Source organism: Lacrimispora indolis DSM 755 (genome assembly GCF_000526995.1).
Lineage (GTDB): Bacteria > Bacillota > Clostridia > Lachnospirales > Lachnospiraceae > Lacrimispora > Lacrimispora indolis.
Genome location: NZ_AZUI01000001.1, coordinates 1529213 through 1553822, shown reverse-complemented (window position 1 = coordinate 1553822; position 24610 = coordinate 1529213). Strand labels below are relative to the sequence as shown.

23 protein-coding genes are annotated in these 24610 nt (G+C 45.7%); 15 read left to right on the top strand and 8 right to left on the bottom strand.

All coding sequences use genetic code 11. The features are described 5' to 3' along the window. Window positions 1–52: 52 nt before the first annotated feature. The 3 genes from K401_RS0107390 to K401_RS0107380 all read left to right on the top strand — a co-directional run bounded on the left by K401_RS0107390 (window position 53) and on the right by K401_RS0107380 (window position 4686). Window positions 53–1828 (top strand): extracellular solute-binding protein, encoded by a 1776-nt coding sequence (locus K401_RS0107390; protein ID WP_024292357.1) that lies wholly within the window; start codon window positions 53–55, stop codon window positions 1826–1828. Window positions 1829–1901: 73 nt separating this feature from the next. Next, window positions 1902–3272, top strand: coding sequence for a glycoside hydrolase family 32 protein (locus tag K401_RS0107385; protein WP_024292356.1), 1371 nt, complete (start codon window positions 1902–1904; stop codon window positions 3270–3272). 43 nt (window positions 3273–3315) lie between these two features. After that, window positions 3316–4686, top strand: coding sequence for a glycoside hydrolase family 32 protein (locus tag K401_RS0107380; RefSeq protein ID WP_024292355.1), 1371 nt, complete (start codon window positions 3316–3318; stop codon window positions 4684–4686). A gap of 385 nt (window positions 4687–5071) precedes the next feature. On the opposite strand, the gene K401_RS32315 is transcribed toward K401_RS0107380, so the two are convergent. Further along, window positions 5072–6370, bottom strand: coding sequence for a LysM peptidoglycan-binding domain-containing protein (locus K401_RS32315; RefSeq protein WP_024292354.1), 1299 nt, complete (start codon window positions 6368–6370; stop codon window positions 5072–5074). 286 nt (window positions 6371–6656) lie between these two features. Here K401_RS32315 and K401_RS0107370 point away from each other — a divergent pair, with 286 nt between their 5' ends. Continuing rightward, window positions 6657–7199: a hypothetical protein gene (locus K401_RS0107370; protein ID WP_024292353.1), complete on the top strand. Its 543-nt coding sequence runs from the start codon at window positions 6657–6659 to the stop codon at window positions 7197–7199. A 226-nt stretch (window positions 7200–7425) separates the two neighbouring features. Here K401_RS0107370 and K401_RS0107365 read toward each other — a convergent pair whose 3' ends face one another. The 6 genes from K401_RS0107365 to dpsA all read right to left on the bottom strand — a co-directional run bounded on the left by K401_RS0107365 (window position 7426) and on the right by dpsA (window position 14384). Then, complete coding sequence (locus K401_RS0107365; protein WP_024292352.1) at window positions 7426–8859, bottom strand: amidohydrolase; 1434 nt, start codon at window positions 8857–8859, stop codon at window positions 7426–7428. Between the two features lie 27 nt (window positions 8860–8886). Continuing rightward, the gene (locus K401_RS0107360; protein WP_024292351.1) at window positions 8887–9549 is read right to left on the bottom strand and encodes a hypothetical protein; all 663 of its coding nucleotides are present in this window, start codon (window positions 9547–9549) and stop codon (window positions 8887–8889) included. A gap of 15 nt (window positions 9550–9564) precedes the next feature. Then, window positions 9565–10311 carry a DUF5058 family protein gene (locus K401_RS0107355; RefSeq protein WP_024292350.1) on the bottom strand — a complete coding sequence of 249 codons (747 nt, stop codon included), beginning with the start codon at window positions 10309–10311 and terminating at the stop codon, window positions 9565–9567. A gap of 209 nt (window positions 10312–10520) precedes the next feature. Beyond that, a complete protein-coding gene (locus tag K401_RS0107350; RefSeq protein WP_024292349.1) occupies window positions 10521–12815 on the bottom strand; it encodes a helix-turn-helix domain-containing protein in 2295 nt (764 codons plus the stop codon). A gap of 145 nt (window positions 12816–12960) precedes the next feature. Further along, entirely contained in the window at window positions 12961–13539 is a 579-nt protein-coding gene (locus tag K401_RS0107345) for a dipicolinate synthase subunit B (protein WP_024292348.1), read from the bottom strand. 11 nt (window positions 13540–13550) lie between these two features. After that, window positions 13551–14384: a dipicolinate synthase subunit DpsA gene (gene dpsA / locus K401_RS0107340; RefSeq protein ID WP_024292347.1), complete on the bottom strand. Its 834-nt coding sequence runs from the start codon at window positions 14382–14384 to the stop codon at window positions 13551–13553. Window positions 14385–14504: 120 nt separating this feature from the next. Between dpsA and dapA the strand changes: the two genes are divergently transcribed. Further along, the gene (gene dapA / locus K401_RS0107335) at window positions 14505–15395 is read left to right on the top strand and encodes a 4-hydroxy-tetrahydrodipicolinate synthase (RefSeq protein WP_024292346.1); all 891 of its coding nucleotides are present in this window, start codon (window positions 14505–14507) and stop codon (window positions 15393–15395) included. Between the two features lie 103 nt (window positions 15396–15498). Further along, entirely contained in the window at window positions 15499–17514 is a 2016-nt protein-coding gene (locus tag K401_RS0107330; protein WP_024292345.1) for a methyl-accepting chemotaxis protein, read from the top strand. Between the two features lie 72 nt (window positions 17515–17586). On the opposite strand, the gene K401_RS0107325 is transcribed toward K401_RS0107330, so the two are convergent. Next, window positions 17587–17829 (bottom strand): HPr family phosphocarrier protein, encoded by a 243-nt coding sequence (locus tag K401_RS0107325; protein WP_024292344.1) that lies wholly within the window; start codon window positions 17827–17829, stop codon window positions 17587–17589. 181 nt (window positions 17830–18010) lie between these two features. On the opposite strand from K401_RS0107325, the gene K401_RS0107320 reads away from it, so the two are divergent. From K401_RS0107320 to rpsR, 9 genes are all read left to right on the top strand, one after another. Next, window positions 18011–18979: an AraC family transcriptional regulator gene (locus K401_RS0107320; RefSeq protein WP_024292343.1), complete on the top strand. Its 969-nt coding sequence runs from the start codon at window positions 18011–18013 to the stop codon at window positions 18977–18979. A 97-nt stretch (window positions 18980–19076) separates the two neighbouring features. After that, a complete protein-coding gene (locus K401_RS0107315) occupies window positions 19077–19481 on the top strand; it encodes a zinc ribbon domain-containing protein (RefSeq protein ID WP_024292342.1) in 405 nt (134 codons plus the stop codon). Between the two features lie 23 nt (window positions 19482–19504). Continuing rightward, the gene (locus tag K401_RS0107310) at window positions 19505–20425 is read left to right on the top strand and encodes a DUF2156 domain-containing protein (protein ID WP_024292341.1); all 921 of its coding nucleotides are present in this window, start codon (window positions 19505–19507) and stop codon (window positions 20423–20425) included. A 2-nt stretch (window positions 20426–20427) separates the two neighbouring features. Beyond that, complete coding sequence (locus K401_RS0107305; protein WP_024292340.1) at window positions 20428–21477, top strand: GNAT family N-acetyltransferase; 1050 nt, start codon at window positions 20428–20430, stop codon at window positions 21475–21477. 246 nt (window positions 21478–21723) lie between these two features. Continuing rightward, a complete protein-coding gene (locus K401_RS0107295) occupies window positions 21724–22713 on the top strand; it encodes an aldo/keto reductase (protein WP_024292338.1) in 990 nt (329 codons plus the stop codon). A gap of 48 nt (window positions 22714–22761) precedes the next feature. Then, window positions 22762–22959 (top strand): DUF951 domain-containing protein, encoded by a 198-nt coding sequence (locus K401_RS0107290; RefSeq protein WP_027352535.1) that lies wholly within the window; start codon window positions 22762–22764, stop codon window positions 22957–22959. A gap of 151 nt (window positions 22960–23110) precedes the next feature. Further along, the gene (gene rpsF / locus K401_RS0107285; RefSeq protein ID WP_024292336.1) at window positions 23111–23398 is read left to right on the top strand and encodes a 30S ribosomal protein S6; all 288 of its coding nucleotides are present in this window, start codon (window positions 23111–23113) and stop codon (window positions 23396–23398) included. Window positions 23399–23420: 22 nt separating this feature from the next. Next, a complete protein-coding gene (locus K401_RS0107280; protein WP_024292335.1) occupies window positions 23421–23873 on the top strand; it encodes a single-stranded DNA-binding protein in 453 nt (150 codons plus the stop codon). A 21-nt stretch (window positions 23874–23894) separates the two neighbouring features. Then, the gene (rpsR, locus tag K401_RS0107275) at window positions 23895–24161 is read left to right on the top strand and encodes a 30S ribosomal protein S18 (protein WP_013270973.1); all 267 of its coding nucleotides are present in this window, start codon (window positions 23895–23897) and stop codon (window positions 24159–24161) included. Window positions 24162–24610 lie beyond the last annotated feature (449 nt).

Sequence of the window (24610 nt, the reverse complement as noted above, 5' to 3'; positions counted from 1 at the left end):
TGGAGCAAGGTATAAAAGAAAAATAAATATTATTTTAAGAGGAGGAATAAATATGAAAAGAAAATTAGCAGCAGGCATTCTTTCTGTATCAATTGCAGCATCTCTGCTTTCCGGGTGCGGCGGCTCCAAAGGCAGCAGCAATACAGCCGATGCGGAAAAGGGAGCAGTAGAGCTGACGGCAGAGGAACAGGAAGCCGTAGATGCGGGCATCATCCAATTGGATGGCTCTCTTCCGATTATCAAAGATCCAGCCAAGTTTGAAGAAAAGTACGGAAAGATCAAAGTATTAAACGTTGGTGATGCTCAGCGTGTGACAAAACCTGAAGATATTGAAATGGTGAAGAAATGGACGGAAGATACGGGTGTATCCTTTGAGTGGACCACCATCCCGCCGGAAAATGCAGGAGAAAAGATCAATTTAATGCTGACGGCCGGCAATGAGCTTCCTGATGTGTTCTGGAATTTTGAGGGTTCCCAGTCCGGCATTACGGTTGCCCAGTATGCGGATCAGAACATTTTCCTCCCAACAGAAACAATCGTAAAGGATTACATGCCCAACTTAAAGAAGATCCTGGATGATAACCCATCTTACATGATGGAAGTACAGAGCCCGGACGGTCATATGTATGGCTTCCCCTGGATTGAGCAGATGAAAGGCTTAATCCTGACTCCCGGGCCCTTCCTGATTAACAAAACCTGGCTTGACAAGGTTGGGAAGGATGTTCCTGCAACCGTGGATGAATGGGTCGATTGTCTGAAAGCGTTCCGTGATGCCGGTGATTTAAACGGAAACGGCAAAGATGATGAGATTCCCATGGCCTGCTGGTTTGGTCAGCATAACCAGGATGGTTTCGGCTCTTATAACCTGTTCTACAGATTTACCGGAGCTTTCGGAAATGCGGATTCTTACTGCGGCGGCAATCCATATGCCGACCATTTGAGAATTATTGACGGTAAAGTGACCTTTACCGCATTGGATGAATCCATTAAGAAAACAGCAGAATTCTTTAACATGCTTTACAAAGAAGGACTGTTATGGAACGGTTCCTTTGAAAATGCGGAAAGCGCTGCATTTAAGAGCTCTTTGATCAAAGAAGATGTAGCTAGAATCGGCTCTTTCGGTGTTTGGGCAGATCAGGAAATCGTAAACCTGGATGTGCATGATGAATACGTTCCTCTTCCGAGATTAGAGGGGGAAGCAGGAAAGACCGGCTTTGCCCTGAACCAGTCAGAGATGCAGGATTCTTCTATTGGTGCGATTACAACAGACTGTAAGTTCCCTCACCTGGTAGCCAGATTCTATGACTATATCTATGGCAATCCGGAGGTTTCTATCCAGACCAACTGGGGCGCAATGGGATACAACTATGTGAAAAATGACCAGGGTATCATGGAAACGCCTTTAGATGAAAATGGACATATCATTACACAGGATCCGTGGACAGATTTTGGACAGCAGAGAGCCAATACAACCATTACCCGTACGCCAATGGCTGTATTAGACGGTTATTATGACACCGTTGTAAAATATACCTTTGATGCGGTAAAGCTTTATGAGTATCAGGTGGTCAACGGCAAAGAGGATATTCTGAAGGAATATGAGACAATTCCAAAAGTAATGATGACAACTGACGAGATCACAAGACTTGCACAGGTTCAGCCTACAGTTTCCAATATTGTTGACCGTTACATAGCAAAATGGATTACAGAAGGTGTGGATGATGCAGGCTGGACAAGCTACAAGAACGAACTGGAATCAGCAGGAGTAAAAGATATTGTTGATATTTATCAGGGAGCTGTAGACAGAGCGAAAAACGCTGTAAAATAATAAAAAATTAACAGGGCTGCCACACAGAATAGGCTGTACGGCAGCCTCTGCTATATTGCTAGGAGGATTAAATATGAGTACAAGGGGTGTACGTAATTTCAGGCCAAAGGTACATTTTACACCGCCAAGAAACTGGAGCAATGATCCTAATGGAATGGTCTATATGGATGGTCTGTGGCATCTTTATTATCAGCATCATCCGGAACAACCGGTCTGGGGGCCGATGCATTGGGGCCATGCTGCCAGCAGGGATCTGCTGCACTGGGAGCATCATTCCATCGCCTTGCATCCGGATGAACTGGGTTATATTTTTTCGGGAAGTATGGCTTATGATAAAGAGAATACATCAGGCTTTGGAAAAGCTGGAGAGATTCCTGTAGTCGCCATGTATACCAGCCATCGACCGGAAGGCGGCCATGAATGTCAAAGCATTGCTTACAGCGTGGATGGAGGATACCATTTTGAGAAGTATTACGGCAATCCTGTCATTGATAATCCAGGCCTGGAAGATTTCAGGGATCCCAAGGTGTTCTGGAACAAGAAGCGGAATTGCTGGAGCATGATCCTGGCGGCCAAAGACTGTGCTTATATTTATGCATCTGAGGACTTGAAAAGCTGGGAAAGGACAGGCGAATTCGGCAGGGAAGAGAATCTGGTGAATAGCACCTGGGAATGCACGGACTTGTTCCCTCTTCAGACAGAAGAGGGTGAAAAATGGGTGCTGCTTGCCAGCATGATGGCAATTCCGGGAAGGTGCTGCGCCAATATTCAATATTTTATTGGAGAGTTTGACGGAGATACATTCCGGACCGGAACACAGGGGAAGGAACCGCTTTGGCTGGATTTTGGATTTGACAATTATGCCGGGGTGACGTTTCATAATTACGACAAATCCATTTATTTAGGCTGGGGAGTCAGTCCGGAATACGCCAATCTGGTGCCTACGGGAGAATTTGCAGGGTTGATGACTGCAGCCAGAGAGCTTTCCCTGATAAAAACAGAAAAGGGGCACCGCCTGGCAGCTAAGCCTTTTGGATTGGATCATTTGCGTGCTGTTTCTTACCCGGTTGCTGACGGGGATTCGCTGATTGGCGAATGCTTTGGATTGAAAGTGCAGGGGCGATCCGGTAAAATAACATTTTCGAATGAAAAGAAGCAGGAGCTGGTAATTGAGATAGAAGAAGAGAACATCAGAATTGACCGGTCCAGGGCAGGTGCCTGTGATTTTTCAGAAAAATATTGTGATAAGCTTCATTCTGTGGCGGAAGCAAAACGCCTTTTGAGCGGAGCGGTTGATATGGAAATACTGTTTGATGTATCTTATCTGGAGGTATTTGCAGACAAGGGATTGGAAACGGCATCTATGACCGTATACCCGGATGTTCCCTATGAGAAAATCTCTGTACAAGGGGATTTGACTGTGCAGATTTACCAGCTTCAGTAATAATTAAGAAAATAAAATGTAGACTGGAAAGAGGAGGAATATTATGAGCACAAAAGGAATAAGAGATTTTCGGCCCAGGATTCATTTTGCTCCAACCGATAACTGGATGAATGATCCTAACGGTATGGTGTATATAAACGGGACTTACCATTTTTGCTACCAGAAATACCCCGGTGATACCGTATGGGGGCCAATGCACTGGGGGCATGCGGTGACAAAGGATCTGCTGCATTGGGAGCATCTTCCTATAGCGCTGTATCCTGATGAACTGGGTTATATATTTTCAGGCAGCAGTGTTTATGATAAGTATAATACCTCAGGCTACGGAACCAAGGAAAGTCCTCCTATCATTGCCGTTTATACCAGCCATGACAGTGAGACAGGGCTGGAACAGCAAAGCATTGCTTACAGCGTAGATGGGGGGAAGCATTTTGAGAAATCTTATTTGAATCCGGTGATTGAAAATCCCGGCATTCCTGATTTCAGGGATCCCAAGGCTTTCTGGAATCCTGTCCATCGCTGCTGGAGTCTGGTGCTGGCAGCCCAGGACCGGGTTTATTTTTACAGTTCTCAGAATTTGAAAAAATGGGAAAAAACAGGAGAATTCGGTCCTGAAGGCAACCGTGTGAAAGGTGTATGGGAGTGCCCGGATCTGTTTCGAATCAAGTATGAGGATCAAGTATTCTGGATTTTAGTGGTGAGCATGACCAAGACGGACGAGGAACGCTGCAGAATCCAGTATTTTATAGGAGACTTCGACGGAGACAAGTTCATCTGCACCCATCCGGCAGATGAGGTACTTTGGCTGGATGACGGTTTTGACAATTATGCGGGCGTCACGTTCCAGAATTATGATTCTCCCCTGCTTATGGGATGGGCCATGAATTGGACTTATGCATCCAAGGTCCCTACCAATGAATTCTGCGGACAGGCGACTCTGGCGAGAAGCCTGTCTGTTCGTGAAACAAAGGCAGGCTACCGGCTGGCCGGACATGCGGAAGGTCTTGACAAGTTCCGGCATATGGCGTATCCCGTTAAAAGCGGTGTACATTTGATGACGGAAACCTTTGGTTTAAAAGTCAAGGGGGAAGGGGAGGGAAGGATCTACCTGTCAAACAGTGAAGGACAGAGGCTGGAGATTGAAGTGACGGAAGATACGATAACTGTGAACCGGACCATTGCCGGATACCGGGAGTTCGATGAACAGTTTATGACGTCGGAATATTCCGTAGCTTCCGCAAAACGCCTGAAAGAAGGAAGCTGGGACCTTGAAGTGATCTTTGATGTATCAGTTTTAGAAGTATTTGCAGACGGAGGTCTTAATATGATCACCATGGTTGTATTTCCTGACACCCCTTATGATACGATCAAATGGAAAGGCAGCCTTGAGGTATCTTTGTTTGAAATTAACTGACAGGGGAGAATTGATATTGATAGAAATGTAACAATCTTGGAGGGATGGTGAAATATATAAGTGGTGAGAGGACTTTTTTTGAAAGTTTAAAAAGATGCGGCATATAATTCCAAATATAGAAATTGATCAAAAACATAATACTTTAAAAGCCCGGTCTCAGCTCCAGGTTCCAAAACATAAATATTTTCAACCAAACTTATAGCTACAAGCGTTCCGTGGAGCTATAAGTTTGCAAAAAATAATTACATAATGGAATCTGAAACGGGAACCGTCTGCTGTTGCCTGATAAATGATTTATTAACTGGAAAATCAGAGCAACAGCAGATTTTTTTTGTTAAGCACCTCATTATTACTTTGTGATATGGGACATACGTCCTGATCCAGCCTATCTGAAATACTGAGGAAACTGCTTTACGATTCCAAGGGCCATGATATCGGCCATTTCCAGTGCCCCCCGCTCAATATCGGTAAATGTACCTATGCTGTCCTCAAAATTTCCGGATAACATGTTGCAGATGTCCTCTTTCAGAAGCGCAAGATGGTCGTGAAGCATGTTTTTCCATTCTTCGGCTGACCAATTTGGATTAATGTTTCCAAGAAAAGCCGCAATCTGATCGGCATTCTGGTATAATCGTCTTTCAACATCATCCGCTGCGGCCGTATCTTCTGCTTTTACAGCTGTGACGTATTCATTGGCAAGAGAAAGGTGTTCGTTAAGCAGATTTGCAAAATTCTCAGCTACTTCCTCTCCATAGAAAGTCTGTAAAGCTATTTCAAAATCTTTTGGATTCTGTGCGAGACGATTGGCAACTGACTGCGCATCTGAAAGGTCCTGTATCATACTTTGCATTGCCATTCTGGCCCAGTAAACATGCTGAGCCCACAAAAGACGAATGTAGTTGTTTAAATTCTGCTCTTCCTTGCTGACCCAGAGGAAAATAGGTGGTTCTGTCGGTTCAGGTATAGGTTGAGGCGTTGGCCGTGGTGTTGGCCGCGGAGTTGGCTGGGGTGTCGGCTGTGGCACAGGCATTGGCTGAGGGATGTTATTGCGTCTCCTGGGTATACAGATCACCAGTCCGACAAACAGATTGGCAGGATCGATGCCTGGGTTAACTGCCATGATTTCATCGACCGTAGTCTGAAAACGCTGAGAAAGCAGCCAAATCGTATCACCGGCTTCAACCACATAGGAATCGGATTCCTCCGGGCATACGGTGGTCTCATTACTGCTGGCTGGTTCCGTCGGTGTGACGGCCTGGGAACGGAACCAGAAAGGCAGGTTGGGCAGCTGGTATCCGGCCGGTATCCAGATCGTCTGACCTACTCTCAGGTTGCTGGGATTCATTCCGGGGTTCAGGGCCAGAATACTTTCTACGGTGGTGCAATAACGCTGGGAAAGAAGCCATAAGGTATCATTTCGCTGAATGGTATAGGTACGAAGGCCTACGGGACAGCGGCTCCCACCGCCGCCTGTTCCTCCGGAAGGTGGAGTCGGAACGGGAGGACGGGGAGCTCTTCTTGCCGGAATACAAATGGTCTGCCCCACTGATAAGTTGTTTGGATTTAAGCCTGGGTTTGCTGCCATAATTGCACCAGTGGAAGTATAATAACGTTGTGAAATCTGCCATAGCGTATCGCCGGATCGAATGGTATAAGGAAACAGTCCTACAGGGCAAGAAGCCATAATTTTACTGCCTTTCAATAAAACAATTTGCCTTATGTTATGTTAAAAAAATGGGAAAGTACCTGTCAGCCTTGACCTTTTTTTATTTTGTTAAGAAGACGGGCTTTGCATGCCAGGAAACTGGCCCGCTCTTTTTGAAATTTATGAAAAAGATAGTAATATTTATTTGCTTGTACGATTATGATAGTACCAGCACTTTAAATCAAAATAGCCCATACTCCATCTCCTGTTATACAGTCATAATCCTGTTAACAGGCAGATGGCCGTTGGCAGTCAGGGGGGATATATGATATTAACAGACGATTTAATAAATAGAGGTTTTTCCTTGCATGATGTAAATGAAAATGACTTAGAAAGATACATAAATATAAGAAGGGCCTGTTATAAAAAATATGTAGATAAATACAATGATGGCTGGATTGAAGATATACAAGTTATAATAGGCACAGATAATTTTCATAAAATGCAAAAATGTACTTGTTTTCAGAAGGTACTGCTGAACAATAGGATTGTCGGTTTTTTCACATTTAATGAACAGGCGGACAGGTTTGGTTCAATATCCCTTCAGCTTATAAAGTCTGCCCGGTATAAGGGAATAGAGGCATTTTATTTACGCCATATTACGTCACTTTCCAGGGAAGCAGACAAGCCGATATTCTTGAATCTTTACAAGTCTGACCCGGTTCAAAATCTATATAAGCAATTCGGATTTATAATTTATGACCAATCAAGAACCCACCATTTAATGAGTTTTAATCAAAATGGTGCAATCGAAATAAACAATACAAATCATATCAGAAATTATATGAACCGCATGTGCAATAATTAATTAGAGAATGGAGTGAACCAAAAGCAAAACGCCGGTAGCAGAAGAATACGCATAAAGAATTGCCAGCCTTATAATCAGAACACAGATTAAAAGGCTGGCAATTATCTTATTATTTTGGTCCTTTCTCTGCAACCGCGGATGCAGCTATGGCAGCAGAAGGACCCATCATTTTAAATCCTCTTCAGCAAAAGCAAATACGGGAAACTCCCCTGTTTAAATGACGGATTTAACGGGGAGACACCTCTGGCGGGATGGCGCTTTCAAAAGGCTTGCCGCCAAGATTTCTCTCATGCTCCTCTTTTGCTTTCTTAATGATCTCAGGATTTTCCAGGAGATCGAGAGCGGTCATTGCAATGGTCTTTCCGGCAGTGATCATTCCCTTATGGGCAATGCTTGATTTGCCGGTGGCAACCCACTGCCAGGAATGGGCTGGGGTTCCGTTTGGCGCAGTCGTAACAACTGCAGTGACCGTAGGAATGGTCCAGCTCACATCACCCACATCCGTGGAGCCGCTCATGGGCTTATTGGGGAATGTGAGGGGAGCAACCAGACGGTTAACAGGGCTTTTGGCTTCCTCTTCAATAACTGACTTCTCTGCGTCCGGAAGGAAGGCCTGGATCTTTCTTGCAATCTGGTTCTTGGTTGACTCGGGAAGCTGGTCATAGAACTGCTTTGCATAGGCCATTTCTTCCGGGGTGTATTCAATGGGGCTCACCTGTTTTAAGTTGTCATACATGACCCTGCCCAGCTCCCGGTTGACCAGATAGCTTGCACAGGCGGAGTCAAAATCCACTTCCAGTTCTGTTTCCGTCATCAATGCTGCGCCCTGGGCGATTTTGACCACACGGTCGTAAATTTCCTTTGCCTGGTCTGTTCTGGGGGCGCGCACAAAATAGTAAAGCTCTGCCGTAGGCTGTACCACATTGGCTGAGGTTCCCCCTACATCGGTAAAGGCGTAATGAACCCGTCCCTCATCAATGATGTGCTCTCTTAAGAAGTTCACGCCGATGTTCATTAATTCCGCTGCATCCAATGCGCTTCGCCCATGTTCCGGCGCCGCAGCGGCATGGGCCGCACGTCCCTTAAACCGGAAGTATGTCTGGAATACTGCCAGGGAGCTGAAATCCCAAAGGCCTGTGGAATCCATGGGATGCCAGGTAAGGGCAACATCTGTGTCGTTAAAAATGCCGTCCCTTGCCATAAATGCCTTCCCATAGCCGCTTTCCTCTGCAGGGCAGCCAAACAGGCGGATGGTGCCGGATAAACCTGCTTCCACCATGTAATCCTTAATGCCTACCGCGCCTGCGGCGGCTCCGGCACCTAACAGGTGGTGGCCGCAGCCATGGCCGCTTTCTCCTGCCTTAATGGGGCATGGAGACGCAACATCGGATTCCTGGCTCATATTAGCCAGAGCATCGTATTCGGCGAGAATTCCGATCACAGGGCTTCCCTGGCCATATTCGGCAATAAAGGCATCCTTCATTCCTGCCAGGTCCCTGGTGATTTTAAAGCCTTCCTTTTCCATTGCACTGCATAATAAATCGGCAGATTTTTTTAAAGCAAAGCGGGTCTCCGCAAATCCCCACACCTGATCGGAGAGGGCCGTAAATAAATCCCTTTTTTGTTCAATTAATTCAATAATACGCTCTTTGCCGCTCATAACGAGTCTCCCTTCCTTGTTTTCATCTTATTTGTTTTTCGCGTTTGTAATTAAAATAGATGCACCCACTGAAAGAATCATTGTCACTAGAAGCAGATATCCCTGGACCTGGCCGTATTTTGCGGCAAACAAGACTCCTGATAAGGTGCTGATGATGAGAGGAGTGATGGCCAAAGGAAAGTTCTTGCGTAAATAGGGCAGCAGCATGGTTCCGAGAAGTGCCGGCATAACGCTGCTGAAGCCTGGCTTTAAGACGGGGTTCTCTAAGTAGTGAATAAAAGGAGTAAATAAGAACATGCCCGCAAATATGATCAGGGTGGTGGTAATGGAGGACATGCCGATGGCAAGCACGGAAACCACTTCTCCTTCATCGCTGTGAGGCTCCACATTCATAAGGCGGTGGCCTGCGGCAGCAGCAGGAAGCTTCATGTTCATAACATTACCGGTAATAAAAGAAAGATAAGTACCGCCGGCTCCCAGAATGGGTGAAAAGGAGATGACCTCTGTAAGCTGGGTGGGAATAAATACGATACAAAGCTGGATGGCGGCAGCCACAACGGTTGCGGTATTGAGTTTTACATCATAAATAATTGTCGCAGCAACAGGCACCATAAACATGAGCGCAATGCCGATCAGGGTAGACCAGCGTCCTAACCGGTGAATGGAACTGTAATAATCGTTCTGTTTCATTTGTTTTCTCCTCCTTTACCCTAATATCTGACTGAATATAATTGCAGAGGTCATGCCCAGCACAAGGCTGATAGGGAAACAAAACTCCGACAGGGCCTTGATATTGCTTTTTTTAGCAGCAACGTCCAGAAGCCAGCTGATTGCCATGGAGGCGATTACCACCAGCAGCGGAACAAGGCCGATGGGACCTGTGATTCCTACCCGGAAAGGAGTGGCTAAATATGGTCCTGAAAATACACATAGCAGTGCAAGGAACATGGAAGCAAAAATTGCCTGAAAACGTTTTTCCTGTTTTCCCTTTAGCACCTTGATCCCTTTTTGGATCAGCTTGGAGCCAAAGGCGGTGTACAGCGGTCCCCAGATGATGCCGATGGTCATGACCCACATGGCGCTGACGAAAACCTCAAGGGAAAACCGGTTGTCGGCAATGCCTTCCAGGCCAAAGGCCTTTGCAGTAACGTCTGCCGCCATATTTTCATATACTCCTGATCCGACCACGCTGAGACGCAGCCATGGGAAATAGCGTCCAAGGGAAGGCATTAACAGCAGCAGGATGATCAGGATAGGCAGGCTTGGCAGAACAGATACCACGCAGCTGTTGATCATGACCTTTTTCATGGCGCTTTTTTCCATACCCAGTTCCAGGCCTCTTGCCCAGGCCTTTCGCATGAATATGACGGCTTGTGCCAGCACATATGCGATGACAATGCCGCAGAGCAGGAATACCACACCGCCGTTTGCGATGTCTAAATAATTGTTCATAAAAGACCTCCTCTTTCCTTTTTCGGGTGACCTCACCCTTGATAAGTAAATTTTATATAAAAAAATATAAAAAATAAATAAATAATTGTATATAATGTAGGAGGTTTCAATCTTTTTTTAAGCTTAGAATAAGAATGGAATAAAAATGGGAGGTCATTTTTTAACCAATCAAGTAGCGAAGCGGATTGCGAATATCCCCTTGACTATTTTTACTGTTTTTTTATGACGTAAAGCACCAGCCCGTTAAACGTAAGGCTCGCATGCAGAGAGCATTCCCCATCGATTTTCTGTTCCAGGAAATAGAAGTCCGGTTGTACGACACGTTCCAGGTACTCTGTAACATCAGGATCATTAAGATCCGGCAGCCCGGCTCCTGACCAGCGGTTGAATATGCCTGCGCTTCCCTGGTCAAATATAAACCGTTTGATCCGGTAGGAGCCGGGGGCCAGTCCCTGAAGGCTTAAGGTTATCTGATGGATCTCATGTTCAATTAAAAACAGATCCACTGAGTAAAGAGGGTTCATGTAATAGGGACTGTATATGACAATATGAAATTCGTCCTCTCCTTTTTTAGTAACTACAAGGTTGTTATTGTAAAATACCAGCCTGCCGCTTACATAATTAAAGGCCTCCAGCACAAAGTAAACCGGGCGTTTGATCTTTTTAAGAAGAAACAGGCCCAGTATACCGAAATCATGGATTCCTTCAAACTCCTGGATATGGTAAGTGCTGACCGGGAATCCGATGGCTTCCACTTTGCCGCATAATTTCATCATGGTGTCAAAGATCAGGGCGGATCGGAAGAATGCCCCGGCTTCTGCCACGCTGGAGCCTGCAAGCGTATTCCACCGGGTCATATACAAGGGCGGAACAGGCAGATCATGGGCTTTTAAGGACATTTCAATGGCTTCGATCCGGCATACGTAGAAATCCTCCAATTGCTGTTTTGTTCTGGAGTGGTCCTGCTCAGGAAACGGGTGGGGATATCCGTGAAATCCCGCAAAACAGGGAGGGGAAATAAGGTTTTTTAAGGCCTCATAAAAAGCCTCATGCTCTTTTCCCGGCATTAAGGCCCAGTCAGGGATCAGGATTCCAATCTGAATCTTAAGCTCTTCCTGCATTAAGAGCTTCCAAATGGAATTATAAAATTCGGCAAAGCTTTTTAAGTGGGCAGGGTCCTTACATGCGATCTCAAGTCTCCAGTGCCCCAGTGTCTGACAGCTGGTATTAGAGCGCAGTATGCCTGCCAAACAGGACAGACGCTTCATATAAACGCTTAAATCGCTATGGCAGCGATCCAATTGCCGGGACAGATCGATCTGTACGTAAGGGGTGAGCTTAAGTTCTCCTATCTGATGTATGCACTGATTGTAAAGATAATTGGAATAAAAATGGTCATTTTCTACCCTGATCTCATCTAAATCAAAGGCTTCAAAATAAATATAATCAAAGGACAGCCTTCCCAGCTCCCTGAGCTGTTCCATGAGCTCGTCCTGAAGAATGTCTGTCATGCGGCCGATCTGGACCATTTTTTTTGGCCTTTTCAGCTGGATCGGGGATATCTGGGTCATGTCCAGCTTGATGGCATCCGGGGAATACAGGGCCGTGTCGTGATGCATGTCATGCCTTTTCATATATTTGACCAGCTCCAAAAGGTTATCCTGTAAATCCGAGCTGATTTCTTCCAGACTGCTGTTCTTCCTTTTTGTGGGCCTTGCATATATTTTCCGGTATTCACCCGGAGACTTTCCATACTGCCTCTGGAAAGCGGCTGAAAAGGCTTTGGCATTGGCAAATCCATGGTCAAGGGCAATCCTGATAATCGGCTGGCTGGTGCCAAGCAGGCTTACGACGGCATGTTCCAGGCGTACCTGATTTAAATACTGCAAAAAGCTTGTTCCCATTTTGCTTTTAAAATATTTGGAAAAATATTGGGGGGAAAGGTACAGCTGTTTGGCTGTATCAGTCAGGGTGATGGCAGAAGCATAGTTGCGATGAATATAGTCTACTATATGGTTGAGAGATGCCGTATTTTGCCTTTGTTTTTCATAGGGGGGATTGTTTCCGACTTTAAAGCGCTGCATAAGGGTGACTAAAAAGCGGAACAAAAGGGCCCGGAATTCCAGATCAGATCCTTCTTCCTTTTTCATATGTACAAGGAGCATACGGGTGAGCAGACGCTTAATTTCATATAACTTGTCCGAATCTGACTGCAGGATGGAATTACATTGAAAGGTGCTGTTTAATACTTCTTCGCATTCGTTCTTTAAGAAATCCTCTTCTATGAGCAGCATAATGGCCAGATTATTATACTGGGCAGAGTAGGAATGGATATCCCTGCAGTTGATCAGTACAATATCATCCGGAGACATGTGATAGACATCACCGTTGATCTCCACTTGTAATTTCCCTTTAAGCAGCAGCACGCACTCCAGGCAGCTGTGAGTGTGGGGAAGGATGTTTTTAATGCTGTTAAGCGTGATCCCTACTGACGTTTGATTCATAAACAGGCTCCTTTCACCTAATAATTCTTGTTTTTATTATAGCTTATTTTTATATGCCGGGAAAGCAGAATCCGGATGAGAATGCGCCAGAAAAGGCCTCAAAAACCAGTATCAACGGGTTTTTGAGGCCTTTGCATCGCAAGAGCTAAAAAATGACAGGCTGAATTTGCTTCCCTTCTAAAGCGTATTCCAAAGTATCTGCAATCAGGTCGGTATGTGCGATCATGGAATTGGGCTTTTTCACAGGGTCATCCTGGCCAAAGGGGACGAAATAAATATATTTTGCGTTAAATAATTCTCCCACATTCTTAAAATTAATTCCAAGGGCATCGTTGGTGGAAAGAGAGATCACCAGTGGCTTGGAATTTCTTAAATGGGCTTTGGCTGCCATGAGCACCGGGGTATCGGTGATGCCGTTGGCCAGCTTTGCCAGGGTATTGCCGGTACATGGGGCGATGAGCAGGATATCCAGATAGCCTTTTGGCCCGATAGGCTCCGCTTCCTCAAGGCTCAGGATCGGCTGATTGCCTGTCATGGCAGAGACCTGCTTCATGTATTCCCCTGTATCTCCGAAACGGGAATCTGTTGTCTGTACTTTGGTGGAGAAAATGGGATAGATATCGGCTCCCTTATCCACCAGAACCTTTATTTCCTTTTCTATTTTATCAAAAGTACAAAAGGACCCGGTGATTGCCAGGCCTACTTTTATTCCTTCCAGCTTCATAGGACACTCCTTTACGACAGGTATTTTACAATTGCTTCAAATAAAATCTCCGCTGAACTTCCGGGTGCATAGATCCCGGGCAGTCCCGGGCAAAGCTTGGCGCGGATATTCTGCTGCCTGCAGAAATCAAAATCAACGCCGCCGGGGGCGGATGCGATATCAATGATTGTTACGTCCGGGTCCATGGAATTGATCAAATCTTTTTCCAGGATGAGAGCGGGGATGGTATTAAAAATAAACTGATAATCCCCCAATCCCAGGGCCAGATCACTTAAAGGTCTGGTATGAAGTCCCATGGAGTCCGCGGCGGCAAGCTGTGTTTCCTTACGGCCTGCAACGGTCACCACCGCATCCAGGCCCTTTAATTTCATTGCCAGAGTTTTTGCACACCGGCCAAAGCCGGTTACCAGACACCGGCTTTTGTGAAGGCAGCCGGGACTTAGGCGGATGGCCTCAGCAATGGCGCCTTCTGCAGTTGCAATGGTATTTTTCACAGTAACATCTTCCATGTCCATATAGTCAAAACATGCAATGTGGTTTTCTTCGGCATATTCCTTTACATAGGCAGGGATGCTGCCCCCAAAAAGAATGTGGTCAGGTGTCAAAAGACTTAAAAGGTTCCCTATCCCTAAGTCTTCCATGCCGTTGACAGAAAACAGGCTGATTTTGTCCCTTGTAAAGGGGATGGGACAAAGGATGACATTGTTGTTTTTTATGGCTTCCTCCATGGAAAATGAAGGATCCTCGCTGCTATAGTGAAAGGTCGTCTGAAAGCCGTTTTTAATCAACATGTGGTTTAAATAAAGCTGCCTTGAATCGCCGCCTAAAAGAAGAAAATTATGCATACGGTCATCACTCCTTATAATGGTTTATATGATAAAAAAATTGATTTGTGTATGGTACCAACAGGGGATGTTTGTCATACTTTTGTTAGTATGAACCTCTAATTTTGGGAATGAGTGCCTATGAAAGATGCGATTTTTAAAGGCTCTGCGGTAGCCATCGTTACGCCCATGGATGAGCATGGGAATTTAGATTTTAAAGCAATGGAAAGATTGCTGAAATTTCAGCTGGAAAACGGCACGGATGCCATTGTAGTCAACGGGACCACAGGGGAATCCGCCACCCTGGAAGAAAAGGAAAAACTGGAACTGATCGAATTTGTGGTGCATTATGTAAATCACCGCGTTCCTGTGATCATGGGAACGGGGGGAAACTGTACGTCCCACGCCGTGCGTTTGTCCCGAAAGGCCCAGTCCTTAGGAGCGTCCGCATTGTTACAGGTGACCCCCTACTATAACAAGACCTCCCAGCATGGCCTGGTGGAGCATTTTACAGCTGTGGCAGACAGCGTGGATATCCCCATCATCCTTTATAACGTCCCCACCCGCACCGGGGTGAACATTAATCCGGAAACTTATCTAAAGCTTTCGGAGCATCCCAATATTAAAGCCATTAAGGAAGCCGGAGGGAATATTTCCCATATTGCCAAAACTGCGGCTCTCTGCGGCGATAAGCTTGATCTTTATTCGGGAAATGATGACCAGACCGTCCCCATTCTTGCCCTTGGGGGTAAGGGAGTGATCTCTGTTTTAGCCAATATCATGCCCTTTGAGATGCATATGATATGCCAGTATTTTTTTGAAGGCGAATTGGAAAAAAGCAGGAATATGCAGCTGGAGCTGATTAGCATTATGAACGCCATGTTTATGGATGTGAATCCTGTGCCGGTTAAGGCGGCCTTATCCATGCTTGAGCTGTGCGAAGAAACCTACAGGCTCCCTCTGACCCGTATGCAGGATAAGGATAAAGAGATCTTAAAACAGGTCATGAAAACCTGTTTCCCTCACTTATAGGATCGCACTCTGCAGCTGTTTTAAATTAATTATCATTTTGGTTGCGAACCTTCCAACGCCATGCTATATTAATTGTAACCAAAACAAAGGAGGACGGATGTCTATGAAGCACAAAAGAAAAACACACATTTTTACGAAGTTGCTGTTCGGTATCTCCATTCCAGTTGTATTTATTTTTATTCTGTCAGGAGTATTCATTTCAACGCAGACAGGTAAGAGCATGCAGGCCCAGTCAATTGAAACACTGAATTCTGCTTCCCTTGCGGCTGCAAATCAGGTGAATTCTTTCCTGACTTTTTATTTGGCTGAGGTGCAGAGTGCGGCTGCCAGCAGCCAGTTTGAAACGTTTCTTACCAATGCCACCGGGAAGGTAAGGCTGCCAAACAGTGAAGGTTATCCGGATGTAAAGAAGACACTTGATAAGCTCCAGGCTACTGACAAGGAAAATATTCTTGCCGCATGGATCGCGGATCTGGATGTCAGCCAGGTGACGCAGTCGGATAATTTTACGTCAGAAGACGGCTGGGATATTTCCACAAGGCCCTGGTACCGGGCTATGGAACTGGATCACCCCATTCTGACAGAGCCTTATGTGGACGCAAGTACTGGACAGGTCATTGTCAGTGCTGTCTGTGGAGTGTTTGATGATAAAACAGGGGAACCGCTGGGTGTGGCGGGAGTTGATATTCAATTATCCCAGCTGGTCTCGGTTTTAGGCGATTATAAGATCGGGAAGACCGGAGCCGTGATTTTGGCAACAGAAGGCGGGCAGATCGTCTATCACCCCAACAATGGCCTGATTCAGAAGACCATTTCAGAGATCGATATTTCCCAGAATATTAAAGATGCATTTACCGGTCAGGCGGTGGGAAATTACGAATATACCATGGAAAAGGTTCCGTATATGGGTTCCATCAACCGGGTAGGGGATTCAGGCTGGCTTGTATTGTCCAGCATCCACCAGTCTGAGGTGCTCTCCTCCAGAAAGGCGGTGGTGAGCACTATAACCACTATCTTTACTCTGGGTTCCTTTATTCTTATTCTGATCATCTTTGTAATGGCCAGGGGGATATCCGGACCTCTTAGAAAGCTGTCCGTCATTGCGGAACGGATTGCAGAGGGAGAACTTGATCTTCAAGTGGATGTATCCAGCAGCGATGAGATCGGCATGGTGGCATCGTCCCTGGGAAATACGGTAAGCCAGCTAAAGAATTATGTGAATTACATAGATGAAATCGCCGCAGTATTAAACCAGGTAGCGGAAAAAGATCTTGTTTTCCAGCTCCAGTATGATTATAAAGGTGACTTTGAGAAAATTAAAAAGTCTCTGCTAAAGATAAGAAGCACCCTTACCACCACTATGGAGCGTATTACCGAGACTTCTGATCAGGTGGCATACGGCGCACAGAGCATTTCGGCCAGTTCCCAGGCCCTGGCACAGGGGGCAACAGAACAGGCCAGCTCCGTGGAAGAGCTGGCGGCAACCATCGGTGATATTTCTCATAAGATCCAGCAGAATGCAAAGGATTCCACAAGTGCCAACCAGCAGGCCGCTCTTGCTTCCAGGGAGCTGGAAACCAGCAATCATCACATGAATGAGCTGGTTTCCGCTATGGCAGAGATTAATGAAAGCTCCAGTGAGATCGGGAAGATCATTAAGGCCATTGAAGACATTGCCTTCCAGACCAACATCCTGGCCTTAAACGCGGCGGTGGAAGCTGCCCGGGCGGGAGAAGCAGGAAAGGGCTTTGCAGTGGTTGCCGATGAGGTAAGGAATCTGGCCTCAAAGAGCTCTGATGCAGCCAAGAGCACCACTCATCTGATTGAAGGGTCCATTCAGGCTGTGGCAAATGGTTCCAGGCTTGTGGATGAAGCGGCTGAATCACTGAGCAATGCTGTAAACAGTACACGTTCTGTTTCTGAAATGATAGGAAGAGTATCAGAGGCTTCGGTTCAGCAGTCTGAGGCAATCCGGCAGGTTTCTGTTGGAATTGATCAGATATCCGGCGTGGTTCAGACTAATTCGGCCACAGCGGAGGAAAGTGCTGCAGCCAGCGAAGAGCTATCCGATCAGGCAGAGATGTTAAAGGATTTAGTAAATGGATTTAAATTTCATTAATGAATCATAAATAAAAAAGATGTCCGGTAAGGAATTGGCTTATCGGACATCTTTTTTATTTGAATGTATTGGTCATGCTGATTTCTCATCAAGGAGAAAGCCGGACAGAGAATCCAGAATCTCTTTGTGGTCGTTTTCATGGATAATAAGCTCCAGATCAGTGTCAGGGCAAATGGTCAGAATGCCGAGAAAAGATTTTGCGTCAATGACAGTGCTTCCTTTACATATATCCATGTCGCAGTCATACTGGTTGACTGTCTTGACGAATGCGGTTACTTCGTCTATGCTGTTTAAGCAGATGGGGTACCTTTTCATATAGCTCACCTCATTAAAAAGATGGTTGTATTCGGATAAAATCCAAGCTGATTATATGACAACATGGAAGGAATAAGCTATGTCTAAATTTGTATAAAAACCGTCTTTTCTTGCAAATAATGAGGAGATAGTGCTATAATGGTCTGGGGAAGGCAGGGGAATCTGCCGTTTGGAGGGAAGCATGAAAAAAGAACTTCTGGAATATTTAAGGGATTTATCGGAAGGGAAGAATGGTTTATGGAATGAAGCGGCTTCCGCCCTGTGTCACTGTGTAAAAGAACCGGGAAACAGTACGGCTGATAAGGATATTGCCATGGGCCAGGGAAAGCTGATGGACATGTGCTGCCAGCCTCACAGGCTTCCCATTCCGGATCACAGCCACAATTATGTGGAGCTGGTTTATATGTGCAGCGGGTCTACGGTCCATGTGATCAACGGAACCAGGATCCTGCGTTTGGAAACCAATGATCTTTTGCTGTTAAAGCAGGGGACGATTCATGCCGCCTATCCGGCGGATGAGGGGGCTGTTGCGGTCCATTTCTTTTTGATGCCGGAATTTTTTTTCCATCCCGAGCTGATGGTAGAGGATGGAAGCATTTTGCGCCATTTTATTACCGGTCCGGCCATGGGAAAGCATTGTACAGCAGAATACCTTCACTTTCATTTACAGGACATGCTGCCGGCCCAGAACTTATTGGAAAATATGATCTGGTCCATGATCGGAGATAAAAAGGGCAGGCAGGAAATTAATCAGGCTACCATGGGAATACTTATTATGGAGCTGTTTCATAATGCGGATAAGACAGAATTGCATGATATGGCTCAATATGAGGAAAAAATTGCAATAACTGCATATCAATATTTAGAGAACAATTATCCGACCGCGACCCTGGAAGAGTTTTCGACTCTGTCCATGCAGCCGTCTTATTATATCAGCCGCTTGTTTAAACGGCATTTTCAGGTGACGTTTACGGAGTGTCTGCAGCTTATCCGGATGATCCGGGCGGCAAATTTTCTCGCCTCTACGGCAAAGCCGGTGGAAGAAATCATTGCAGAGATCGGCTATGAAAACAGCAGCTATTTTCACAGGCTGTTTAAGGAGCGGTATGGAATGACGCCCAAGCAGTACAGGGATAAATCTAAGGAGTAATTCTGAAAAGATTATGAAATATTTCCCAGGAAGATTGACTTTCGGTCCACAGGTTATTATAGTTAAGGCAAAATGAAGAAGGGACGGCAGACACGGGATGAATGGGTTTAGGGAACGTTTTGCTCGTTTTATGATCGGAAGATACGGCATGGACAGGCTGGGACAGTTTTTAAACGGTGCAGCTTTTGTTTTTATTGCGGCCGGATTTTTCAGCCGGAACAGGCTTCTGGACACGGCAGGGATGATCCTCCTGATTTTGTGCTATTTCCGCATGTTTTCAAAGAATATCGGAAAGCGTTTTAAAGAAAATCAGAAATTTGAACGCATCTGGTTTCATATCTCGGAAGCATTTCGGAAACGGCGTTTTAAACTTCAGCAGATCAGAAAATTCCATATTTATAAATGCCCGGAATGCGGGCAAAAGATCAGGATCCCCAGAGGAAAGGGAAGGATCAGCATCCATTGTCCGAAATGCGGGACTGATTTTATTAAAAAAAGTTAGCAATAATATAGAAGGGAACAATTATGAATTTACAATTTAAGCCGGTCGAGGCAGAGGATATACGCAAAATAGCGCCTTTTTATGCCTTACGGCCCAACAGGACCTGTGACAGTGTGTATTTAGACAGTTTTATCTGGAGAGATTATTACCATGTGAAATACGCCATAAGTGACGGGAAAGCAGTGCAGTTTTTAATGGAAAAGGACGGAGAGCCGTTTTCCGCCATGCCCATGTGTAAGGAGGAGGATCTTCCTCATTATTTCCAGGAGATGGTAGATTATTTTAACCAGGTTTTAAAGAAGCCTCTCCGCATTTTTCTTGCGGACGAAGAGGCAGTCAATTTCTTAAAGCTGGACCCGGAAAAGTTTGAAGTCAAAGAAGAAGAGGATTTAAAGGATTATCTTTACGACGGGGAAGCCATGAGGACTTTGGCAGGGAAAAAGCTTCACAAGAAGAAAAACCATTTAAACTCATTTTTAAGGGAATATGAGGGCAGGTATGAATACCGGACACTTTGCTGCTCGGACAGGGATGATGTGCTGGAATTTCTGGATGACTGGTGGGAGAATAAGGTGGAAGCCGCAGAATTTGTCCGTCAGCTGGATTATGAGGTAATGGGCATCCATGATATATTAAAGAACTGTTCTCTGCTTAACGTGAGGATGGCAGGCGTTTATATTGACGGTGATTTAAAAGCTTTTACCATCGGCACCTACAATTCCTTTGAAAATATGGCGGTCATTCATATCGAAAAGGCTGACCCGAATATGAAAGGGCTTTACCAGTTTATCAACCAGCAGTTTCTGATTCACGCATTTCCGGAAAAACCGGTGCTTGTCAACCGGGAGGATGATGTTGGAATGGAAGGCCTGCGAAAGGCAAAAATGTCTTATTACCCCATTGACTTTGCAAGAAAATACGGAGTAGTTCAGAAGGGCTTTTAACTATGGTACGGTATTTGAAGCAGGAAGAAAAAGGCGAGAGCCGGGCGCTTTGGGCAAAGGTTTTTTCTGAGGATTCCCAGAGCTTTATAGATTATTATTATTCAGACAGGGTGCGGAAAAATAAGATTCTCACTGCCTGGAAGGAGACCCGCGTGGTAGCCATGCTGCACCGCAATCCTTATGAGGTGGTGGTCAAGGACCGCCTGTGGAAGGTGGATTATATTGCAGGGGTTGCCACGGATCCGGATTTCCGCCATCAGGGACATATGAGGCGGCTTTTAAACCGCTGTTTTTCCGATATGTATATGGAGCGGATGGGCTTTTGTTTTCTGGTGCCCGCTGACCCTGCGATTTATTTTCCCTTTGATTTTACCTATATCTGCGACTTGCCGGAGGTGGCGCTGAACGAAAAGGGACGGCTGCGCTTAAGCCGCCGGGCTTTTGTGGAGCGGTCGGATGAATGCAGGGAAGCTGCAAGATTTGTGGGAAGGCAGCTGGAAAAAAGGTATGAGGTCTATGCACTCAGAGATGAGGAGTATTACCAGAACTTAAGCAGGGAAGTGAGAAGTGACAGAGGGGATTTAATCCTTCTTTTTACCAGAGATGACAGGGAAGAGCTGGCCGGCGTGTGGGCCTATTACGGAGAGACGGCGGAAAACCAGCGGGAACTTGTCTGTCTTCCCGGATATGTAAAGGAGACCGGCCCATTAAAGCCGGCCGTCATGGGCAGGATCATTCACCTGGAACAGTTCATTTCTGTGATACGATTAAAAAAGGAATGCCCTGTCAGCGAGATGGAGCTGTTTATAGAAGTAAAGGATGATTTCATCCGCCAGAATGACGGAGTGTTCCGTTGGAGGCTGGGTCAGGAAGGTTCTTCTCTTCTTCCTGTAAAGGACGGAGAAGGGATCAAGCCTCATTTGTCCTTAAGTATCAGTGAGATGACCTCCTGGCTGTTTGGATATGGGATGCCAACCGTGCCGGAGGACAGAAGGTCCATGGTGGAACGGATCCGGCCATTAAATGGAGTGTTCTTTGACGAGATTACCTAGCAGATTTTTCCGGAAGGAGAATGAAGCAGGTCAGCTTTGGCGGGTTCGATTGAATCCGCCTTATGTTTTGCGCAGGCAATGAGCCGGATGAATATGTCTGCATATTCATTGGGTGAATGCCGCGGCAGCCTGGAAAACTCACAAGGCGTGTGATTCTGGGCTTGAAAAATGTCCGGGGCGGCCGCCAGAGTCAAGCTCGCTTGACCTTGGCCCGCTGCCTTCACGAGAAGAAAAGGAGAGTCAGTTATGTATCAGGCAGCAGAAAACAGATATGAAAAAATGGAATACAGGCGTTGCGGAAGGAGCGGAGTTTTACTTCCCATGATATCCTTGGGCTTGTGGCAGAATTTTGGCCTGGAAAAGCCTTTGGAGGAACAGAGGGAGATTCTTTTACGGGCATTTGATATGGGGATCACCCATTTTGACCTGGCAAACAACTACGGCTCTCCGGCAGTGGGGAAAGCGGAAGAAAATTTCGGAGAGATTTTAAAAAGCGATCTGGGAAAATACCGGGATGAGCTGGTCATCTCCACGAAAGCCGGATTTGATATGTGGCCCGGACCTTATGGAAACTGGGGTTCCAGAAAGTACTTAATGGCCAGCCTGGACCAGAGCTTAAAGCGGATGGGGCTGGATTATGCTGACATTTTCTACCATCACAGGCCGGATCCGGAGACACCGCTTGAGGAAACCATGGGAGCATTGGCTGACATCGTGAAACAGGGAAAGGCCCTTTATGTGGGAATCTCCAATTATGGGGATCGTGAGGCAAGGGAAGCGGTTCTTTTGTTAAAAAATATGGGAGTTCCCTGTCTGATTGAACAGCCAAGATACAACATGTTTGAGAGAGGGGCAGAAGAAGGCCTGTTTGATACGCTTCTTGAAAACGGCGTAGGCTGCATCTGCTACAGTCCTCTGGCTCAGGGAGCGCTGACTGACAAGTATTTAAAGGGCATTCCGCAGGGTTCCAGGGCTTCAAAGCAGGGAACCACCATTGGCGGCCGCTATTTGTCAGATGAAAAGCTGGATCAGATCAGGCAGTTAAATGAACTGGCCCTGGGGCGCGGGCAGACGCTGGCCCGGATGGCCCTTTCCTGGGTTCTTCGGGAAAAAGCCGTGACTTCCGTTCTCATCGGAGCCAGCAGTGTAAAACAGTTAGAAGACAGTGCGGCCTGCCTTGATAACTTAAAATTCACACAGGAAGAATTGGGAAAGATCGATTCCATTTTAAAATAGCAGAGAGCAAGAGATGTTTGTGAAAGAGGTCAGGGGCAGGTGATTGATATGAATTACGAGGTTGGAGATATTGTAAAACTCAAAAAGCAGCATCCCTGCGGAAGCCAGGAGTGGGAAATTTTAAGGGTTGGCGCGGATTTTCGCTTAAAATGCATGGGATGCGGCCATCAGGTCATGGTTTCAAGGAAGCTGGTGGAAAAGAACACCAGAGGACTGAAAGGCAAGGATGGCCAGCCAAAGGCATAAAATGGCGAAAAAACAAAGGAAAAGGTCCGGGAAATTGGGAAAAGGACTTGCTTTTATCAAATGTTTCCTGTATAATATTAATCCGTGACATATAGATTCCTTGCTCCTGAAACTGAAATCAGGGGCCAGAGACCACAAGGAGGTAACAAGCATGAACAAATATGAGTTAGCCGTTGTTCTGAACGTAAAGCTCGAAGATGAAGAGAGAGCAGCAGCCATGGAAAAAGTTACGGGTTATATCACTCGTTTCGGCGGCGCTGTAACCAACGTTGATGAATGGGGTAAGAAGAGATTAGCTTACGAGATTCAGAAAATGAAAGAAGGATTCTACTACTTCATCAAATTTGATGGCGATTCCACAACTCCCAACGAGTTGGAAGCACACATTCGCATTATGGAGCCGGTCATCAGATACTTATGCGTTAGACAAGAGGCATAATAGATAAAGAAAGCGTGATCGTATGAACAGAGTAATCCTTATGGGCAGATTGACCCGTGATCCAGAAGTAAGATATTCCCAGGGAGAGCGTGCTATGGCGATTGCAAGGTATACCCTTGCAGTTGATCGCAGAAGCCGCAGAAATCAGGACGGCAATGAGCAGACTGCTGATTTTATCAATTGCGTTGCATTTGACAGAGCAGGAGAATTTGCGGAGAAGTATTTCCGTCAGGGCATGAGAGTACTGATTTCCGGAAGGATCCAGACTGGAAGTTATACGAATAAAGAAGGCGTTAAGGTTTATACAACTGATATCGTTGTAGAAGATCAGGAATTCGCAGACAGCAAGGGCGGAGCGTCCGGAGAAGGCGGCGGTTATCAGCCGGTTTCCAGACCAGCACCCTCCAGTGCGATCGGCGATGGATTTATGAATATTCCGGATGGAGTCGAAGACGAAGGACTTCCATTCAACTAAATCTAACAGGAGGTAGTACCAATGGCATATAATAAGAATGATAAAGCTGATGGCGCTAAGATCAGAAGAGGCGGCATGCGCAGAAGAAAAAAAGTATGCGTATTCTGCGGAGAGAAGAATGGCGTTATTGATTACAAAGATGTAAATAAATTAAAAAGATATGTGTCTGAAAGAGGAAAAATCCTTCCAAGACGTATTACAGGTAACTGCGCAAAGCATCAGAGAGCGCTTACCGTTGCAATTAAGAGAGCAAGACATATCGCTCTGATGCCTTATACTATGGAATAATCTTAAACTTCAGATGTTTATAGGAAGACTCTGCATGAAAGTGTAGGGTCTTTTTTTGAAGGCAGAGTTAATGAACAGAGCGTAAAGTGCGAAGAGCATATGATAATGACATGAGTTGTCACGTCAGGAAGAATATGGTAAAATACTGCCATGGAACAATCGTGTACAGGGTGTGTTGATCTCATTCTTTATAGAATTAGAGTGATGCTTATGAAATATGACTTTAAGGACTTGATGACCTTTGGTATGTTTCTGCTTGCATTGCTTACGTTCATTATTACAGTTTGTAAGTAATACATAGAAATGGCACTGCAACAAAAAGAAAACCCACCCTGATATACTTTGGCGAGCAGGAGCCTTATACTATGGAATAAATCCTTTTTTTTTGGCTGTCTTTCAGCCGGGAAGAGAATTTCATGATAAGGGAGACTTCACATGAGAGTGTGGGG

Bases quoted from the DNA above. Each gene is read 5' to 3' on its own strand.
- K401_RS0107390 (WP_024292357.1), top strand. From the start codon at position 53: ATGAAAAGAAAATTAGCAGCAGGCATTCTTTCTGTATCAATTGCAGCA.
- K401_RS0107385 (WP_024292356.1), top strand. From the start codon at position 1,902: ATGAGTACAAGGGGTGTACGTAATTTCAGGCCAAAGGTACATTTTACA.
- K401_RS0107380 (WP_024292355.1), top strand. From the start codon at position 3,316: ATGAGCACAAAAGGAATAAGAGATTTTCGGCCCAGGATTCATTTTGCT.
- K401_RS32315 (WP_024292354.1), bottom strand. From the start codon at position 6,370: ATGGCTTCTTGCCCTGTAGGACTGTTTCCTTATACCATTCGATCCGGC.
- K401_RS0107370 (WP_024292353.1), top strand. From the start codon at position 6,657: ATGATATTAACAGACGATTTAATAAATAGAGGTTTTTCCTTGCATGAT.
- K401_RS0107365 (WP_024292352.1), bottom strand. From the start codon at position 8,859: ATGAGCGGCAAAGAGCGTATTATTGAATTAATTGAACAAAAAAGGGAT.
- K401_RS0107360 (WP_024292351.1), bottom strand. From the start codon at position 9,549: ATGAAACAGAACGATTATTACAGTTCCATTCACCGGTTAGGACGCTGG.
- K401_RS0107355 (WP_024292350.1), bottom strand. From the start codon at position 10,311: ATGAACAATTATTTAGACATCGCAAACGGCGGTGTGGTATTCCTGCTC.
- K401_RS0107350 (WP_024292349.1), bottom strand. From the start codon at position 12,815: ATGAATCAAACGTCAGTAGGGATCACGCTTAACAGCATTAAAAACATC.
- K401_RS0107345 (WP_024292348.1), bottom strand. From the start codon at position 13,539: ATGAAGCTGGAAGGAATAAAAGTAGGCCTGGCAATCACCGGGTCCTTT.
- dpsA (WP_024292347.1), bottom strand. From the start codon at position 14,384: ATGCATAATTTTCTTCTTTTAGGCGGCGATTCAAGGCAGCTTTATTTA.
- dapA (WP_024292346.1), top strand. From the start codon at position 14,505: ATGAAAGATGCGATTTTTAAAGGCTCTGCGGTAGCCATCGTTACGCCC.
- K401_RS0107330 (WP_024292345.1), top strand. From the start codon at position 15,499: ATGAAGCACAAAAGAAAAACACACATTTTTACGAAGTTGCTGTTCGGT.
- K401_RS0107325 (WP_024292344.1), bottom strand. From the start codon at position 17,829: ATGAAAAGGTACCCCATCTGCTTAAACAGCATAGACGAAGTAACCGCA.
- K401_RS0107320 (WP_024292343.1), top strand. From the start codon at position 18,011: ATGAAAAAAGAACTTCTGGAATATTTAAGGGATTTATCGGAAGGGAAG.
- K401_RS0107315 (WP_024292342.1), top strand. From the start codon at position 19,077: ATGAATGGGTTTAGGGAACGTTTTGCTCGTTTTATGATCGGAAGATAC.
- K401_RS0107310 (WP_024292341.1), top strand. From the start codon at position 19,505: ATGAATTTACAATTTAAGCCGGTCGAGGCAGAGGATATACGCAAAATA.
- K401_RS0107305 (WP_024292340.1), top strand. From the start codon at position 20,428: ATGGTACGGTATTTGAAGCAGGAAGAAAAAGGCGAGAGCCGGGCGCTT.
- K401_RS0107295 (WP_024292338.1), top strand. From the start codon at position 21,724: ATGTATCAGGCAGCAGAAAACAGATATGAAAAAATGGAATACAGGCGT.
- K401_RS0107290 (WP_027352535.1), top strand. From the start codon at position 22,762: ATGAATTACGAGGTTGGAGATATTGTAAAACTCAAAAAGCAGCATCCC.
- rpsF (WP_024292336.1), top strand. From the start codon at position 23,111: ATGAACAAATATGAGTTAGCCGTTGTTCTGAACGTAAAGCTCGAAGAT.
- K401_RS0107280 (WP_024292335.1), top strand. From the start codon at position 23,421: ATGAACAGAGTAATCCTTATGGGCAGATTGACCCGTGATCCAGAAGTA.
- rpsR (WP_013270973.1), top strand. From the start codon at position 23,895: ATGGCATATAATAAGAATGATAAAGCTGATGGCGCTAAGATCAGAAGA.